Origin of the sequence: Halomonas sp. B23F22_20 (assembly GCF_043496985.1) — a bacterium.
GTDB lineage: Bacteria > Pseudomonadota > Gammaproteobacteria > Pseudomonadales > Halomonadaceae > Halomonas.
The window spans coordinates 264983-280547 of record NZ_JBIEKH010000002.1 but is presented as its reverse complement, the minus strand read 5'-3'; the positions used below and the strand labels follow the sequence as shown (position 1 = coordinate 280547).

The following is a 15565-nucleotide window of genomic DNA, read 5'->3' as shown; positions in this document are numbered from 1 at the left end:
CCGACCGCGAGGAGGGCTTCGCCAACCGCTGGCAGGCGCTGCGCGCCATCATCGTGCCGGGGCTGATCGCGGCGCTGGTGCTGGGCTCGATCTACGGCGGCGTGGCCTCGGTGACCGAGGCGGCGGCGATGGGCGTGTTCGGCGTGCTGCTGGCGGTGGTCGCCCGCGGCGAGTTCTCGGTCAAGACGCTGCACGAGAGTCTCGGCCAGACGCTGACCACCTGCGGCATGATCATCTGGATCGGCATTGGCGCCGCGGCACTGGTGGGGGTCTACAACCTGATGGGCGGCAACCGCTTCATCTCGGGGATGATCATGGGCCTCGACGTGGCGCCGATCGTGATCATCCTGGTGATGATGGCGATCCTGCTGGTGCTGGGCATGTTCCTCGACTGGATCGGGGTAGCGATGCTGACGCTGCCGATCTTCGTGCCGATCGTCGAACAGCTGGGCTACAGCCCGATCTGGTTCGGCATCCTGTTCGCGGTGAACATGCAGGTGTCGTTCCTGTCGCCGCCGTTCGGCCCGGCCGCCTTCTACCTCAAGGGCGTGGCGCCGCCCGAGGTCAGCCTCAAGGACATCTTCGTCTCGCTGCTGCCGTTCATCGCCTTGCAGCTGTGCGTGCTGTTCGCGCTGCTGTTCTGGCCGAACCTGGCCATGTGGCTGGTGGGCTGACGACGCCGGCAAGGCGACAGGGGTGTCGCCTTGCCCTCCCCCTCGACGCCCGACGGAGGCGTCTCCATCGATGACAAGGACAACATCATGGCGACACCAAGACTGACGTACCTGGAGAAGATCGGCTTCGGCAGCGGGGACATGGCCATCAACGTGGTCATCTCCTCGATGTTTCTGATCATCTCCTACTTCTACACCGACATCTTCGGTCTCAAGCCCTCCCATATGGGCATCCTGTTCCTGGTCGCCCGACTGGTCGACGCGGTGACCGATCCGCTGATGGGCATGATCACCGACCGCATCAATACGCCCCGGGGCCGCTATCGTCCCTACTTCCTGATCTTCGCGGTGCCCTTCGGCATCTCGGTGCTGCTGCTGTTCACCACCCCGGACTGGAGCTACAACGCCAAGCTGGTGTGGGCCTATTCGACCTACCTGCTGGTCACCCTGCTGTTCACCGCCGTGACCATTCCCTACATCTCGCTGATCGGCGTGCTGAGCGACGATCCCAAGGACAAGCTGTCCGCCAACGGCTACCGGCTGTTCTTCGCCAAGATCGCCGCCTTCCTGGTCACCATCATCGTGCCCAAGCTGGCCGAGTCATTCGGCGAGGGCCAGCTCGAACTGGGCTATCAGGTCGCCATGGGGCTGATGGGCGGCCTCGCCACCCTGCTGCTGCTGTTCTGCTATCGCACCACCACCGAGCGCGTCCAGCATCGCATCGATGACAAGCCCATCAAGCAGCAGTTCGCGCTACTGCTGAAGAACGACCAGTGGCTGCTGCTGTGCGGCGCCTGCTTCACCGGCACCATGGGCTACGTATTGCGCAGCTCCGTGGCCGCCTACTACGCGAAGTACTACCTGGGTGCCGGCCCGGGCATGCTCTCGGCCTTCCTGACCGTCGGCGTCGGCGCCGCCATCCTGGCCATGGTCGCCTCCACCTGGATCACCAAGCGCTACTGCAAGGTGCAGCTGTTCCGCTGGAGCCAGGTCGCGGTCGGCGTGCTCAGCGTGCTGATGTTCGTGCTGGTCGACCCCGGCGAGGTGGTACTCGCCTTCGTGCTCTACTTCCTGATTTCCTTCGTGGTGGACCTGCACGCTCCGGTGTTCTGGTCGGCCATCGCCGAGTCCGTGGACTACGGCCAGGCCAAGACCGGCCGGCGCGTCTCGGGGCTGGCCTTTGGTGGCATCTCCTTCTTCCAGAAGGCCGGCATGGGCGCCGCGGGCTTCCTGGTGGGCGTGCTGCTGACCTACTTCCACTACGAGCCCAACGTCGACCAGAGCGATTTCACGCTCACCGGCATCGCCCTGATGCTGTCCATCATCCCCGGTGTCTTCCACACCCTGATGGGCGGCTTCATGTTCCGCTACCGGATCACCGACGCCTACTACGCCTCGCTGGGCAACATCGGTGCCGACCGTGACACCTCTCCCTCGACCGAAAGCACCCTCGAGCCGGGCCGCGCCAACTGATGGCCATGCTACGTCCACCCGCACACGCCACGGAGTCCACCATGTCGCTATCTCCCGAGCCCCTGATCGAGCAGCGCGCCGACCCCTGGATCCTCGCGCACGCCGGGCGCTACTACTTCATCGCCTCGGTGCCCGAGTACGACCGCCTGGAGCTCCGATGCGCCGACAGCGTCGCGGGGCTGGCCGCGGCACCGGCGACCACGGTATGGCGCAAGCCCGACACGGGGCCGCTGTGCGAGCTGATCTGGGCCCCCGAGCTGCACCGCGTCGACGGCGACTGGGTGATCTACTTCGCCGCCGCGCCGTCCCGCGAGATCGTCGACGGCCTCTTCCAGCACCGCATGTACGCCATCACCTGCAAGGCGAACGATCCGCTGGCCGGCGAGTGGAGCGAGCCTGCGCAGATGGAGACGCCGCTCGACAGCTTCTGCCTGGACGCCACGACCTTCCATCTAAGCGGGCGCGACTATTACGTCTGGGCCCAGCAGGATCCGGAGATCCCCGGCAACTCGAACCTCTACATCGCCGAGCTGGCAGGCCCTGCCCACCTGGCCGGGCCACCGACACGGCTCAGCGTGCCGGAATACGACTGGGAGACGCGCGGCTTTCTGGTCAACGAGGGGCCCGCGGTGCTCCAGCGTCACGGCCGGCTGCTGCTCACCTACTCGGCCAGCGCCACCGACGAGAACTACTGCGTGGGGCTCTTGTGGGCCGACGCCGACAGCGACCCGCTGGACGCGGCGAGCTGGTCGAAGTCGCCGACGCCGATCCTGGTCAGCGATCCGGCCAACGAGATCTTCGGCCCCGGCCACAATGGCTTCGTGGTCGGCGAGGACGGCACCGACCTGCTCGTCTACCACGCCCGAACCTACACCGACATCCAGGGCGATCCGCTGTGGGACCCGAACCGCCACACCTACGTCAAGCCAATCCGCTGGGACGAGCGCGGCTTTCCGGATGTCGGCCGAGCCGGCGAGGACACTCTGCCGCCGGCCCGATGAGGAAAGGTCATCCGTCATCATCACGACAAAATAGAATCAACATATAAAATTATATGTTGCACATACACCCGGAGCCGGGGCTATGATGGGGCCACTTCGGTGCCTCGCCGCCCCGACCCGACAGCCGAGGAAACACGCCATGCGCATCATCCAATGCCTTCATGACGGCGCGGCCCGCGCCGCCTTGGTCGAAGACGAGAACACCGTCCGCCTGACCGAGGCCGACACCTACACCCTGGCCCGGCACGCCATCGCCGCCGGTCGTCCGCTGGCCGAGATCGTCGAGGCGGCGCTGACCGAGAGCCGCCTCGACTACCAGGCACTGATCGACGAGCGCCGCCTGCTGCCGCCGCTGACCCACGACGATCCGGCCCATTGCCTGGTGACCGGCACCGGCCTCACGCATCTCGGCAGTGCCGACACCCGCTCGGCCATGCATGCCAAGACCCAAGCCAGCGACGATGAGCTGACCGACTCCATGCGCATGTTCAAGCTCGGCGTGGAGGGCGGCAAGCCGGCCGCCGGCGAGGCCGGCGCCCAGCCGGAGTGGTTCTACAAGGGCGACGGCGACTGCGTGGTGGCCCCCGAGGCGCCGATGCCGGTGCCGGCCTTCGCCGAGGACGCCGGCGAGGAACCGGAGCTCGCCGGGCTCTACGTGATCGGCGACGACGGCCGGCCCTGGCGGGTCGGCTACGCCATCGGCAACGAGTTCTCCGACCACGTCACCGAGCGTTTCAACTACCTGTGGCTGGCCCACTCCAAGCTGCGCCACTGCAGCTTCGGCCCGGAGCTGTTGATCGGCGAGCTGCCCGAGCACCTCGAGGGCAACAGCCGCATCGTGCGCGACGGCGAGACCCTGTGGGAGAAACCGTTTCTCACCGGCGAGGCCAACATGGCCCACAGCGTCGCTAACCTCGAGCATCACCACTTCAAGTACCCGGGCTTCCGGCGCCCCGGCGACGTCCACGTGCACTTCTTCGGCACCGCGACGCTGAGCTTCGCCGACGGCGTCCAGACCCGCGACGGCGATCGCTTCGAGATCGCCCTGCCGGCCTTCGGCCGCGCGCTGCGCAACCCGCTGGCGTTCGAGGCCGAGGCCGCCGATACCCCCGTTCAATCCCTGTGACCTCAGGAGGCCCCATGACCCTGGAAGGCAAGCAACTGATCGGCCAGCAGGCCGTAACCAGCGACGGCAAGCCGATCCACGCCGTCGATCCCGCCACCGGCGAGACCCTGTCCCCGGCCTATCCCGCCGGCGGCCAGGCCGAGGTCGAGCAGGCCTGCGAACTGGCCTGGGCCGCCTTCGATAGCTACCGCGAGACCGGCCTCGCGGCCCGCGCCGCGTTCCTCGAGACCGTGGCCGACGAGATCGAGGCCATCGGCGATGAGCTGATTGTTCGTGCCATGGCCGAGTCCGGCCTGCCACGCGCCCGGCTGGAGGGCGAGCGCGGCCGCACCTGCGGCCAGCTGCGCCTGTTCGCCAACGTCGTCCGCGCCGGCGAGTGGCTCGACGTGCGCCTCGATCCGGCGCTGCCCGAGCGTGCCCCGATGCCGCGGGTCGACCTGCGCCAGCGCCATATCGCCCTGGGCCCGGTGGCCGTGTTCGGCGCCTCCAACTTTCCGCTGGCGTTCTCGGTGGCCGGCGGCGACACCGCCTCGGCACTCGCCGCCGGCTGCCCGGTGGTGGTCAAGGCCCACGCCGCCCACCCCGGCACCTCCGAGCTGGTCGGCCGCGCCGTGCAGCGCGCGGTGGCCCGCTGCGAGCTGCCCGAGGGCGTGTTCTCGCTGCTCTACGGCTCCGGCCGCGAGCTCGGCCAGGCGCTGGTGCGCGATCCGCGCATCAAGGCGGTGGGCTTCACCGGCTCGCGCAGCGGCGGCACCGCGCTGATGCAGGCCGCCCAGGCGCGCCCCGAGCCGATCCCGGTCTACGCCGAGATGAGCTCCATCAACCCGGTATTTCTGCTGCCCGCCGCCCTGGAATCTCGCGGCCAGGCGCTGGGCGAGGCCTTTATCGGCTCGCTGAACATGGGCGCCGGCCAGTTCTGCACCAATCCCGGGCTGGTGATCGCCGTCAAGGGCGAGGCGCTGGATGCCTTCGTGGCGTCCGCCGCCGAGGCGGTGAAGGCTTCCGCGGCCCAGACCATGCTGACCCCGGGCATCCATGACGCCTACGTGCAGGGCGTCGACGGCCTGGTCGCCAGCAGTAAGGCCCGCGAGGTCGCCCGCGGCGCCGCCGGCGAGGGCCCCAACGCCTGCCAGACCGGGCTGTTTGTGGCCAGCGCGCAGGACTTCATGAGCGACGAGGCGCTGCAGGCCGAGGTCTTCGGCGCCACCTCACTGGTGGTCGAGTGCGCCGACCTCGACGAGGTCAAGCGCGTGGCGGAATCCCTGGAAGGCCAGCTCACCGCCACCCTGCAGATGGACGACGGTGACCTGGACGCCGCCCGCGCGCTGCTGCCGACCCTGGAGCGTCGCGCCGGCCGGGTGATGGCCAACGGCTGGCCGACCGGCGTCGAGGTGTGCCACGCCATGGTCCACGGCGGGCCTTATCCTGCCACCTCGGACGCGCGCACCACCTCGGTGGGCAGCGCGGCGATCCATCGCTTCCTGCGCCCGGTGTGCTACCAGAACCTGCCCCAGGGCCTGTTGCCCGAAGCCCTGCGCGACGGCAACCCGGCCGGCGTCAGCCGCCTGGTCGACGGCCGGCGTGAAGCCTGAGGAGGCCTCCATGCCCGATAGCATGACCTTCGCCCTGCCCGAGGATGCCGACCAGGCGCTGCTGGTCGGCCGGGTCTGGCGCGAGGCGCCCTACCAGGGCCCGGCCCTGGTGGTGATCCGCGACGGCCGGGTGGTCGACATCAGCGCAAACGTCACCTGCATGGCCGACCTGCTCGAGCGCGACGATGCCGCCGCGCTTGTGGCCACGGCCGAGGGCGAGGACCTCGGCCCGATCGAGGAACTGCTTGCGCGCTCCCTGGCCGAGACGCCCGAAGCGCCCTATCTGCTCGCGCCCTGCGACGTCCAGGCGATCAAGGCCTGTGGCGTGACCTTCGCGGTCAGCCTGATGGAGCGGGTGATTGAGGAGCAGGCCGGCGGCGACCCGGCCCGGGCCGGCGAGCTGCGCGAGGAACTCCGCCAGGTGATCGGCGGCGATCTGTCGAGGATCGTCCCCGGCTCCGAGGCGGCCATGGCGCTCAAGGCCGAACTCCAGGCCCGCGGCGCCTGGTCCCAGTACATGGAGGTCGGCATCGGGCCGGACGCCGAGGTGTTCACCAAGGCGCAGCCGCTGTCGGCGGTGGGCTTCGGCCGCGGCGTGGGGCTGCATCCGGCCTCCGAGTGGAACAATCCGGAGCCGGAGATCGTGCTGGCGGTGGACGCCGCCGGCCGGCCCCGCGGCGCCTCGCTCGGCAACGACGTCAACCTGCGCGACGTCGAGGGTCGCAGCGCCCTGCTGCTGGGCAAGGCCAAGGACAACAACGCCTCCTGCGCCATCGGCCCCTTCATCCGCCTGTTCGACGAGCGCTTCACCCTGGACACGGTGCGCGAGGCCCGGGTGTCACTGCGCATCGAGGGCGCCGACGACGGCTTCGTGCTGGACGATTCCAGCGACATGCGCCAGATCAGCCGAGACCCGCTGGAGCTGGTGGGCCAGACCCTCGGCGCGCATCATCAGTATCCGGACGGCTTCATGCTGTTCCTCGGCACCATGTTCTCGCCGATCCAGGATCGCGACGGCGAAGGCCAGGGCTTTACCCACCACCTGGGCGACGTGGTGACCATCGCCACGCCGTCGCTGGGCGCGCTGGTCAACCGCGTCGACCGCTCGGACCGGCTGCCGCCCTGGACCTACGGCATCCGCCAGTGGATGGCGGATATGGCGAAACGTCGGTAAGCCAATGTGAGGCTCCGCCGGGGGACAAGCTGAAGCGAGGGGTTTTTGGCCATGGGTGAGGCGGATTCCGCCGAACGGGCTGGCCAAGGATGGCCAGCGCCGGTCCTGCTAGCGGCGCAGGATGCGAGAGCGCTGCAGGGCCAAAGTAGCGCCCAAGGACGGGTTCATAGCGCCCTCGCGCAAGCTTGTCCCCCGACTTCTCTTACACGCAAAAGGGGCGGCCCGTTCGGGCCGCCCCTTTCTTCTTTCCTCTTGTCGTTTGCTGACCTTTTACTACCCGCTCTCGAGCCATTCGCGATCGGCTTCCACGCGGAACGGCGTGGCCGGCAACCCTCGCACGCCTGGGCTGACCCGAAACAGTCCGCCGGCCAGGCCCTCGGCGTCACGATCTTCCGCCGCGGTGGTGATATAGAGCGTATCGAGCCCGGGCCCGCCAAAGGCGCAGGAGGTGACCCGCGAGGCCGGCAGCGGCAGCGTCTCGTCGAGGCGGCCATCGGAGGCGAAGCGGCTGACGCGTCCGCCCTCCCAATGGGCCACCCAGAGCCCGCCCTCGGCGTCGCAGACCATGCCGTCGGGGAAGCCCTGGGTCTCGCCGAAGCGGATGTGCTCGCGCTTGTTCGAAAGCCGACCGTCGGGCGCGAGATCGAAGGCATGGATCACCCGCCGCGGGGTGTCGCTGTGATAGAGACTGCAGCCGTCGGGGGCGATCGCCGGGCCGTTGGCGACCCGATAGCCGCTATCGAGTCGCCGCAGACGGCGGCCTTCCAGGCAGTAGAGCGACCCGCTGGATTGCTCGGCGGCGTCGTCCATGGAGCCGAACCACAGCCGCCCTCCCCGGTCGACCTTGGCATCGTTGAAGCGATTGCCGGCAGGCTCGTCGTCGGGGGTCGGCCAGGGCGTGACGATGCGCGGCCCGCCTTCTTCCAGGCGCAGGTGGACCAGCCGCGAGCGCAGTCCGGCGATGAAGCCGTCGCCGTCGTCGCGGGGCGCCAGCCAGCAGCAGGCTTCGTCCAGCGGCCAATCGCGGGTCTCTCCGGAGGACACATCGAAGACCAGCAGGCGGGCGCCGAGAATGTCGACGAACAGCAACTGGCCGGCCTCACCGCGCTCGGGGCACCACAGCGGCCCCTCGCCGAGCCGGGCACGACCGGACCACACGCATTCCAGTGTCGAGGCATCGACCATGGGCGTCTCCGTGCTCGAGAGTCAACGCATCGCGGCCCCACCGACCGGCGGGGCCGCGATGCCTCAGGCGCGCTGTCGGCGGGTCTGCTTCCAGCGATCGAACATCACCGCCAGCAGCAGGATGGCGCCGCGCACCAGGTACTGGTAGAAGGTCGGCACGTTGAGCAGGCCCATGGCGTTCTGCACGCAGCCCATGATCAGCACGCCCACCAGCACCCCGGTGATTGAGGCGATGCCGCCGGACAGCGCCACGCCGCCCAGCACACAGGCCGAGATCACGGCGAGCTCCAGGCCCTGAGAGGTGTTGGGATCGCCGAGCCCCATGCGCGAGGTCAAGAGCACCCCGGCGATGCCGGCGACCACGCCCTGCAGGCCGAAGACGATGATCTTCAGGCGCCGCACGTTGACCCCGGCCAGGGCCGAGGCCTCGGCGTTGCCGCCGGTGGCCAGCACGTTACGGCCGAAGGCGGTCATGTTGAGCAGCACGCCGAAGATCACGAAGCAGGCGATCATGGTCCACACCGGCAGGGTGAGCCCCAGGAAGGAGGCGCTGCCCAGCTCGAAGAAGGCCGGCACGGTGATCATCACCGCATCGCCGCCGGAGGTGATGTAGGCCAGGCCGCGCACGAACTCCATGGCCGCCAGGGTGGCGATCAGCGAGTTGATGCCGAATCGGGCCACCACGAAGCCGTTGAAGGCCCCCACCGCCCCGCCGGCGACCACGCCGCCCAGCACGCCGACAAGCACGCTGCCGGAGGCCGAGGTGGCCACCGCGGCAACCACCCCGGCGAAGGCCACGATGGAGGCCACCGAGAGGTCGACCTCGCCCAGCGCCAGCACCAGCATCATGGTGGTGGCGATGGTGCCGATCAGCGTCACCGAGAGCAGCAGGCCGACCATGTTGCGGCCGGTGAGGAAGTCGGGGATGAACACCGACAGCGCCACGAACAGCACGGCGAAGATGGCGATCAGCCCCGAGGTGTCGAGCAGGGTACGCAGCGGCTTGGTCAGCCCCCGGCGACCTTCGGGACGGGCCGGAGCACCGCCCTCACCCTGCGCAATCTTTTGCGTCGTCATAGCGATTTCTCTCGAGAGTGTTGTGATTTCAGAAGGCGCTCGCTCAGGCCGGCAGCGCCAGGCCCAGCAGCCGCTCCGGGGTGGCGTCGTCGCGTTCCACCACGTCGACCAGGGCACCGTCGCGCATCACGCCGATGCGGTCGCAGATCGAGCTGACCTCGGCCAGGTCGCTGGAGATCACCACCACGCTCTTGCCCTGGTCGGCCAGGTCATAGAGCAGGGTGTAGATGTCGCGCCGGGCCCCCACGTCGATGCCGCGGGTCGGCTCGTCCATGACGAACAGCTCGATCTCCTCGGACAGCCAGCGGGCCAGGATCACCTTCTGCTGATTGCCGCCCGAGAGCGTGCTGATACGGGTGCGCGGCCCCGACGTCTTGATGCTCAGCCGCTCGATGTACTCGCGGGTGTTGGCCAGCTCGCGGGCCGGGTGACGGAACAGTCCCCAGCGCTTGTAGAAGCGGCGGCAGCTGACGTTGAGGTTGTCGGTGACGCTGGCGATGGGGAAGATGCCCTGGGACTTGCGGTCCTCCGGGCACATGGCGATGCCGGCGCGGATCGCCTCGGCGGGCGTGCGAAAGCACCTGGGCTCGCCGGCAAAGCGCACCTCGCCGCCGCGCGGGCGCTCGACGCCGCACACCAGGCGCATCAGCTCGCTGCGTCCGGCACCGACCAGGCCGAACAGCCCGAATACCTCGCCGCGCCGGACGCTGAAGCTGACCGGCTCGCTCAGCCCCTTGCCATCGATGGCATCGATGGCCATCAGCTCCTCGCCGGCTTCGCGGGCGCGATAGCCGTAGACGTCATCGATGTCGCGCCCGACCATCTCACTGACCAGGGTGTCATGGTCCAGCGAGGCAAGGCTCTCGTGGGTGCGGATATGCTGGCCGTCGCGGAATACTGTGACCGCATCGCACATCTCGAACACCTCCTCCATGCGGTGCGTCACATAGAGCACCACCCGGCCCTCGTCTCGCAGGCGCTGCACGATGCGCTTGAGCTGGCGGGTCTCCTGCACCGACAGCGAGCTGGTCGGCTCGTCGAAGGCGATCACCTTGGCGTCGCGCAGCAGGGCGCGACCGATCTCGATCATCTGCTGCTGGCCGATCGACAGGTCGCGGACCTTGGTCGACGGATGGATGGCATCTTCACCGAGGTCGCGCAGGATGCGCAGGGCCTCCTCGCGCATCCGGCGGCGATCGATGAAGCCACGCCGGGCCGGCAGCTGGCCGAGCAGCAGGTTCTCGGCCACCGAGAGGTTGGGCGACAGCGTCAGCTCCTGGTAGATGATGGCGATCCCGTTGGCCAGGGCCTCACGGGCGTTGCCGAACACATGGCGCTCGCCGCCCAGCCACAGGGCGCCCTCGGTGACGCGATTGACACCGCTGAGCACCTTGAGCAGGGTCGACTTGCCGGCGCCGTTCTCGCCCATCAGAGCATGCACCTGGCCGGCCCGGGCGGCGAAACTCACCCCGTCCAGCGCGCGCACCCCGGGGAACTCGACGCTGATGCCATCGAAGCGCAGATAGGAATCAGACATGGGAGCCGTCTCCACCGCGGGCGAAGGGCCCGGCCCCTGGAGGTCCGGGCGGGCGGGATCAGAGGCCGAGGTCATCGCGCACTTCCTGCCAGTTGTCACGGACCATCAGGGTGCCGGTGGTCTCGGTGTTGGCCTGGGGCTTGTCGCCCTCGGTGACCCAGGCGTAGAGGTTCTCCGCGGTCTGGCGGCCGTGCATGGTGGAACTCACCGCCACGGTGCCGTGGAAGCCGGTGGGATTCTCGCGAGAGAATTCGGCGAAGGCCGCGCCGGAGCCGTTGATGCCAACGCCGATCACATCCTCGGCCCCCAGGCCGTATTGCTCGCTGGCCCGCACGCCGCCCAGCACGCTCTCCTCGTTGAGGGCATAGATCACCCAGTGCTCGAAGTCGCCGCGCTTGGCGAACACCGGCGAGGCCGCCGAGAAGGCGCTGCTGGTGTCGGTGTTCTGCTGGGGCGCATCGAAGATGTTGTCCTCCTGGAACCCGGCATCGAGCAGCGCATCGGTGGCGCCGTCGGTGCGCTCCTTGGCGGTGGGCAGCTCGTAGTTGGTGATGCGCAGCGCGGCGACCTCATCGGGATTCCAGCCACGCGCCTCCATCTCGGCGGCGAGGGCATCGCCCACCTGGCGACCGATCTTGTAGCCGGACATGCCCAGGTGCGGAACCGCCTCCATGGGCTCGCCGTCGGGGCCGACGAAGCGATCGTCCACGGTGACCACCTTCATGCCGTACTGTTCGGCGCGATTCATGATCGCCGGCCCCAGGCGCACGTCCGGCGGGCAGATCACGAAGCCCTGGGCACCCTGGGAGTTGAGGTTGTCGATGGCGCTGAGCACCTGCTGGCCGTCCTCGCCGGCCAGGCGTACCACCTCGAAGCCCTGCTCCTCGCCCAGGGCGGTGGCGGCCTCCTGCTCGTTGATGAACCAGGCCTGCTCTGGCTTCTTGACGATGAAGCCCAGGGTGACGTCGTCCTGCGCCTGGGCGCCGGTGAACGACGCCAGGGCGATGGCGCCGCCAAGCGCCAGGCGGGCGAAGCGAGACGTGAGTGTCATGCCGTACTCTCCTGTAGCCCCTCTCGGGGGTCGTTGTTGTCGTCAGTAACGGTTGTCGTGGGTAAGCGTCGTCGCGGCGAACGCACCCCTTCGCGCAGATGACAGCCTTACCCTAGTCAGCTTCCGGCATAACCTTCTAATACGTATCGGCGCTCAAACTGATATACGTTTGGTTATATGGATTCTACGGGGCAAGAGCACAGGGGGCTTGCACCGGGCTGCGCCGATCATGGCTCGCGACTAAAGTCGTTGCCCTGCCTACGCCCGAACGAAAGAAGCCGCCCGAAGGCGGCTTCGATGAGCAGAGGATCGGCTCGACGTTCAGTCGGTCGTGGAAAAGCGATAGACGGTGAGCGAATGATAGGTATCGCCGGGCTCGAGGATCGTCGAGGGAAAGGTCGGCTGGTTGGGCGAGTCGGGAAAGTGCTGCGTTTCCAGCGCGAAACCGGAGCGCTTGACGTAAGGCGCTCCCGCCTTGCCCGTCACGCTGCCATCGAGGAAATTCCCCGAATAGAACTGCAGGCCGGGCTCGGTGGTGGCGATCTCGAGCACGCGCCCGCTGTCGGGGTCGACGACGCGCGCAGCGGGCCGCGGCGACTCCAGGGGTGCGCTCTCCATGGCCAGCACGAAGTTGTGGTCGTAACCGCCACCGCGGGCGAGCTGACGATTGTCGTCGCCGATGCGCTCGCCGATCGGTACCGGTTCGCGGAAGTCGAAGGGCGTGCCCGCCACGTCGCGGATCTCGCCAGAGGGAATCAGCGTTTCGTCCACCGGCGTGAAGGCATCGCCGTGGATCGTCAGCCGATGATCAAGGATGCTCGGGTCACCCTCGCCGGAGAGATTGAAGTAGCTGTGCTGGGTCAGGTTGACCGGCGTCGCCTTGTCGGTCTCGGCGCGATAGCGAACCTCCAGGGTGTTGGCGCCGGTCAGGGTATAGGTGACCGTCGTCTCGAGCCGGCCGGGATAGCCTTCCTCTCCGTCTGCGCTGGTATAGCTCAACCGTACGCCCTTACCGTCGGCCGTGCTGAAGGGCTCGGCCTGCCACAGTCGGCGGTCGAAACCCCGATCACCGCCGTGCAGGTGGTTGTCGCCGTCGTTGGTGGCCAACTGGTAGGTCGTACCATCCAACGCGAAGCGCCCCTGGTCGATGCGGTTGCCGTAGCGGCCGATCAGGGCGCCGAAATAGGGGTTCAGCCGGCGATAGGCATCGGACAGGTAGCTCTCCAGATCATCGAAGCCGAGCACGATATCCTCGACATGGCCCGTGCGATCCGGGGCCCGCAGCGACACGATGATGCCGCCGTAATTCATGACCTCGAGAGTAAGGCCATTGTCGTTGTTGAGGCGATAGAGGGTGACCTCCCGTCCGTCGGGTAGCTCGCCGAACGGCGAGGCCTCGACGCCCTTTCCGCCCCCGGTCGATGGGGAATTCTCGTTCGCCTCTGGCGAGTGGTCTTCGTCAGCCATTGCGACTCCACAGCTCAACATGATCAGGCCGGCAGCCAGGTAGCCGCGTCGGCATTGTGTCGTTCCATCCATAGCAAAAGGTCCACTTTGTTGTCGTTGGCACGTTGCTGTAGAACAATTTTGATAAAGCAACGGGAGAAAGCGCGGGAGGCGTTTCCCCACGGCAACCTAGGCAACGACACCAGGCGAGGACCAATAATGTTCACCCTGCTTCTCGATATACAAAGTGTTATCGCCCCATGAAGGCCACCCGTCCGCCCGACGCCCTTGCCCCGGACTGGTTCCTTCGCGTGCGACTAAAGTTTCGCCACCTGCAGCTGTTCATCGCCCTCGACGAGCAGCGCAACCTGCATCGCGCCGCTGAACGGCTGGGCATGAGCCAGCCTGCCGCGTCCAAGCTGCTCGGCGACCTCGAATCGCAGCTCGGCGTGTCACTGTTCGAACGCCATTCTCGTGGCGTGACCCCCAACTGGTACGGCGAATGCCTGATCCGCCATGCCCACGGCATCCTGTCACAGCTGCAGCATGCCGGTGAGGAACTCAATGCCCTGGAGACCGGCAGCGCCGGCGTCGTGGCGGTAGGCACGGTGATGGCCCCGGCCGTGACGCTGCTGACCAGCGCCATCGAACGCGTCCATCGAGATAAGCCCGGCCTCAAGATCGGCGTCGACGTCGGCGTTAGTCGCGACCTGATCCTGCGCCTGCTGGAGGGCGAGCTAGACTTCGCCATCACCCGCATCCCCGCCGGCTTCCCCGCCGAGCGCTTCGTGTTCGAGGAGATCGGCGAAGAGGCGCTGTGCTTCGTGTGCCGCGAGGGCCACCCATTGACCGGCCAGACGCCGCTGACCCTGGAGACGATGGCGGCCTATCCTTGGGCGCTGCAGCCACCGGGGGCGCTGATGCGCCAGCGCGTCGACGGGCTATTCCTGCAGCACGGCGTCACCCCTCCACGGCAGATCGTCGATACCGCCGACCTGCTGGTGGCCCTGGCGCTGGTCGACAAGTCCGATACCCTCACCGTGACCACCCGCGAGGCCGCCGACCTGCTGTGCGCCCCGCAGCGCTTCCGGCGGCTACCGTTCGAGGAAGCGCTGAGCGTGCAGCCCTACGGCCTGGTGAGCCTGCGCGACCAGCGCCTGTCACCGGGTGCCGCGGCGCTGATGACCACCCTGCGCGAACTGGTCGCCCATCAGAAGCGCCTTGCCGGCTGATGCCCGGGCCTCACGGCTCGAACGGTTCGACGCTCTCACGACGCCCATAGAGGAAGGCGTCCGCCACCTGGCGCAGGGGGGCGACGTCGACCTCGGAACGCCCGGCAGCGGCCAGCTCGGCGAAGCGCGCGTAGAGCCCGGCATATTCCTGGCCGACCATGGCGGCCAGCCGCGACGGCTCGTCGCCCCCGTCGCCGGTGGGGGCGTCCACCACCACTTCGTCATCGATGGTCAGGCGATTGCCGCCATGGCTCAGCCGCAGCCGTCCGGCATCGGTCTCGACCCGCACCTCCCAGGTCACCTCGCCGGACTGGCGGAAGTCGAAGGCCGCGGCGATCGGCGTCTCATCGGCATCCATGAAGGCCAACCGGGCGGCGATCGGCGTCTGACAGTTGGCGGGAACGTCGAGGGTCGCCTGGCGCAGGAAGAACGGCCGCGGCAGAACACGGGTAGCCACCGAGAGGGCGTTGATACCGGGATCGAAGACGCCCATGCCACCGGGATCCCAGAGCCAGGCCTGGCCGGGGTGCCAGACACGCACGTCCTCTTTCCACTCGATCTCGACGGCACGAATCTCGCGAGCCGCCAGCCACTCCCGCGCCGCCTCGACCCCACCGGCCTGCTGGGAGTGCCAGGCGGCGAACAGCGTGCCGGGACAGCCCTCGGCCAGTTCGACCAGCGCCTCGACTTCACTGAGCGTCGCGCCCGGCGGCTTCTCCAGCAGCACGTGCTTGCCGGCCTCCAGGGCCTGGCGCGCCTGGGCATAGCGCAGGCGGGTCGGGGTGCAGATGGCGACGGCCTCGAGGTCGGGCTCGGCAGCGAGCATCGCCTCGAGCGAAGCGTAATGCGCCAGGCCCTCGACACCATCCTGCGGGTCGGCGCCGGCCACCAGGCGATAGTCAGGATTGGCCTGGATGGCCGGCAGATGCTGATCTCGGGCGATCTTTCCCAGGCCGACGAGTCCGATGGAAATGGGAGGCATGGCGCTTCCTGTGCT

The 15565-nt window shown here is 68.1% G+C and carries 13 protein-coding genes; 7 read left to right on the top strand and 6 right to left on the bottom strand.

The features are described from left to right. The 6 genes from ACGTN6_RS02375 to ACGTN6_RS02350 form a co-directional block, all read left to right on the top strand. Window positions 1-674: TRAP transporter large permease subunit (locus ACGTN6_RS02375; protein ID WP_394589622.1), on the top strand; the 674-nt coding region annotated here is incomplete at its 5' end. Between the two features lie 87 nt (window positions 675-761). Continuing rightward, complete coding sequence (locus ACGTN6_RS02370) at window positions 762-2147, top strand: MFS transporter (RefSeq protein WP_394589621.1); 1386 nt, start codon at window positions 762-764, stop codon at window positions 2145-2147. 41 nt (window positions 2148-2188) lie between these two features. Next, complete coding sequence (locus ACGTN6_RS02365; protein ID WP_394589620.1) at window positions 2189-3148, top strand: glycoside hydrolase family 43 protein; 960 nt, start codon at window positions 2189-2191, stop codon at window positions 3146-3148. A 139-nt stretch (window positions 3149-3287) separates the two neighbouring features. Then, window positions 3288-4274, top strand: a complete 987-nt coding sequence (gene araD1, locus ACGTN6_RS02360) for an AraD1 family protein (protein ID WP_394589619.1) — start codon at window positions 3288-3290, stop codon at window positions 4272-4274. Window positions 4275-4288: 14 nt separating this feature from the next. Continuing rightward, window positions 4289-5866, top strand: coding sequence for an aldehyde dehydrogenase (NADP(+)) (locus ACGTN6_RS02355; RefSeq protein WP_394589618.1), 1578 nt, complete (start codon window positions 4289-4291; stop codon window positions 5864-5866). Between the two features lie 10 nt (window positions 5867-5876). Next, window positions 5877-7040, top strand: coding sequence for a fumarylacetoacetate hydrolase family protein (locus ACGTN6_RS02350; RefSeq protein ID WP_394589617.1), 1164 nt, complete (start codon window positions 5877-5879; stop codon window positions 7038-7040). A gap of 273 nt (window positions 7041-7313) precedes the next feature. On the opposite strand, the gene ACGTN6_RS02345 is transcribed toward ACGTN6_RS02350, so the two are convergent. From ACGTN6_RS02345 to ACGTN6_RS02325, 5 genes are all read right to left on the bottom strand, one after another. Continuing rightward, a complete protein-coding gene (locus ACGTN6_RS02345) occupies window positions 7314-8225 on the bottom strand; it encodes an SMP-30/gluconolactonase/LRE family protein (protein WP_394589616.1) in 912 nt (303 codons plus the stop codon). 63 nt (window positions 8226-8288) lie between these two features. Continuing rightward, the gene (araH, locus tag ACGTN6_RS02340) at window positions 8289-9302 is read right to left on the bottom strand and encodes an L-arabinose ABC transporter permease AraH (protein WP_394589615.1); all 1014 of its coding nucleotides are present in this window, start codon (window positions 9300-9302) and stop codon (window positions 8289-8291) included. 43 nt (window positions 9303-9345) lie between these two features. Continuing rightward, window positions 9346-10839 (bottom strand): L-arabinose ABC transporter ATP-binding protein AraG, encoded by a 1494-nt coding sequence (gene araG / locus ACGTN6_RS02335; RefSeq protein ID WP_394589614.1) that lies wholly within the window; start codon window positions 10837-10839, stop codon window positions 9346-9348. A gap of 58 nt (window positions 10840-10897) precedes the next feature. Then, window positions 10898-11890, bottom strand: coding sequence for an arabinose ABC transporter substrate-binding protein (locus tag ACGTN6_RS02330; protein ID WP_394589613.1), 993 nt, complete (start codon window positions 11888-11890; stop codon window positions 10898-10900). Between the two features lie 321 nt (window positions 11891-12211). Then, a complete protein-coding gene (locus tag ACGTN6_RS02325; RefSeq protein WP_394589612.1) occupies window positions 12212-13357 on the bottom strand; it encodes an aldose epimerase family protein in 1146 nt (381 codons plus the stop codon). A 239-nt stretch (window positions 13358-13596) separates the two neighbouring features. Between ACGTN6_RS02325 and ACGTN6_RS02320 the strand changes: the two genes are divergently transcribed. Next, a complete protein-coding gene (locus tag ACGTN6_RS02320; protein WP_394589611.1) occupies window positions 13597-14568 on the top strand; it encodes a LysR substrate-binding domain-containing protein in 972 nt (323 codons plus the stop codon). Window positions 14569-14578: 10 nt separating this feature from the next. Here the strand turns inward: ACGTN6_RS02320 and ACGTN6_RS02315 are convergent, their stop codons facing one another. After that, window positions 14579-15550 carry a Gfo/Idh/MocA family protein gene (locus tag ACGTN6_RS02315; RefSeq protein ID WP_394589610.1) on the bottom strand — a complete coding sequence of 324 codons (972 nt, stop codon included), beginning with the start codon at window positions 15548-15550 and terminating at the stop codon, window positions 14579-14581. Window positions 15551-15565 lie beyond the last annotated feature (15 nt).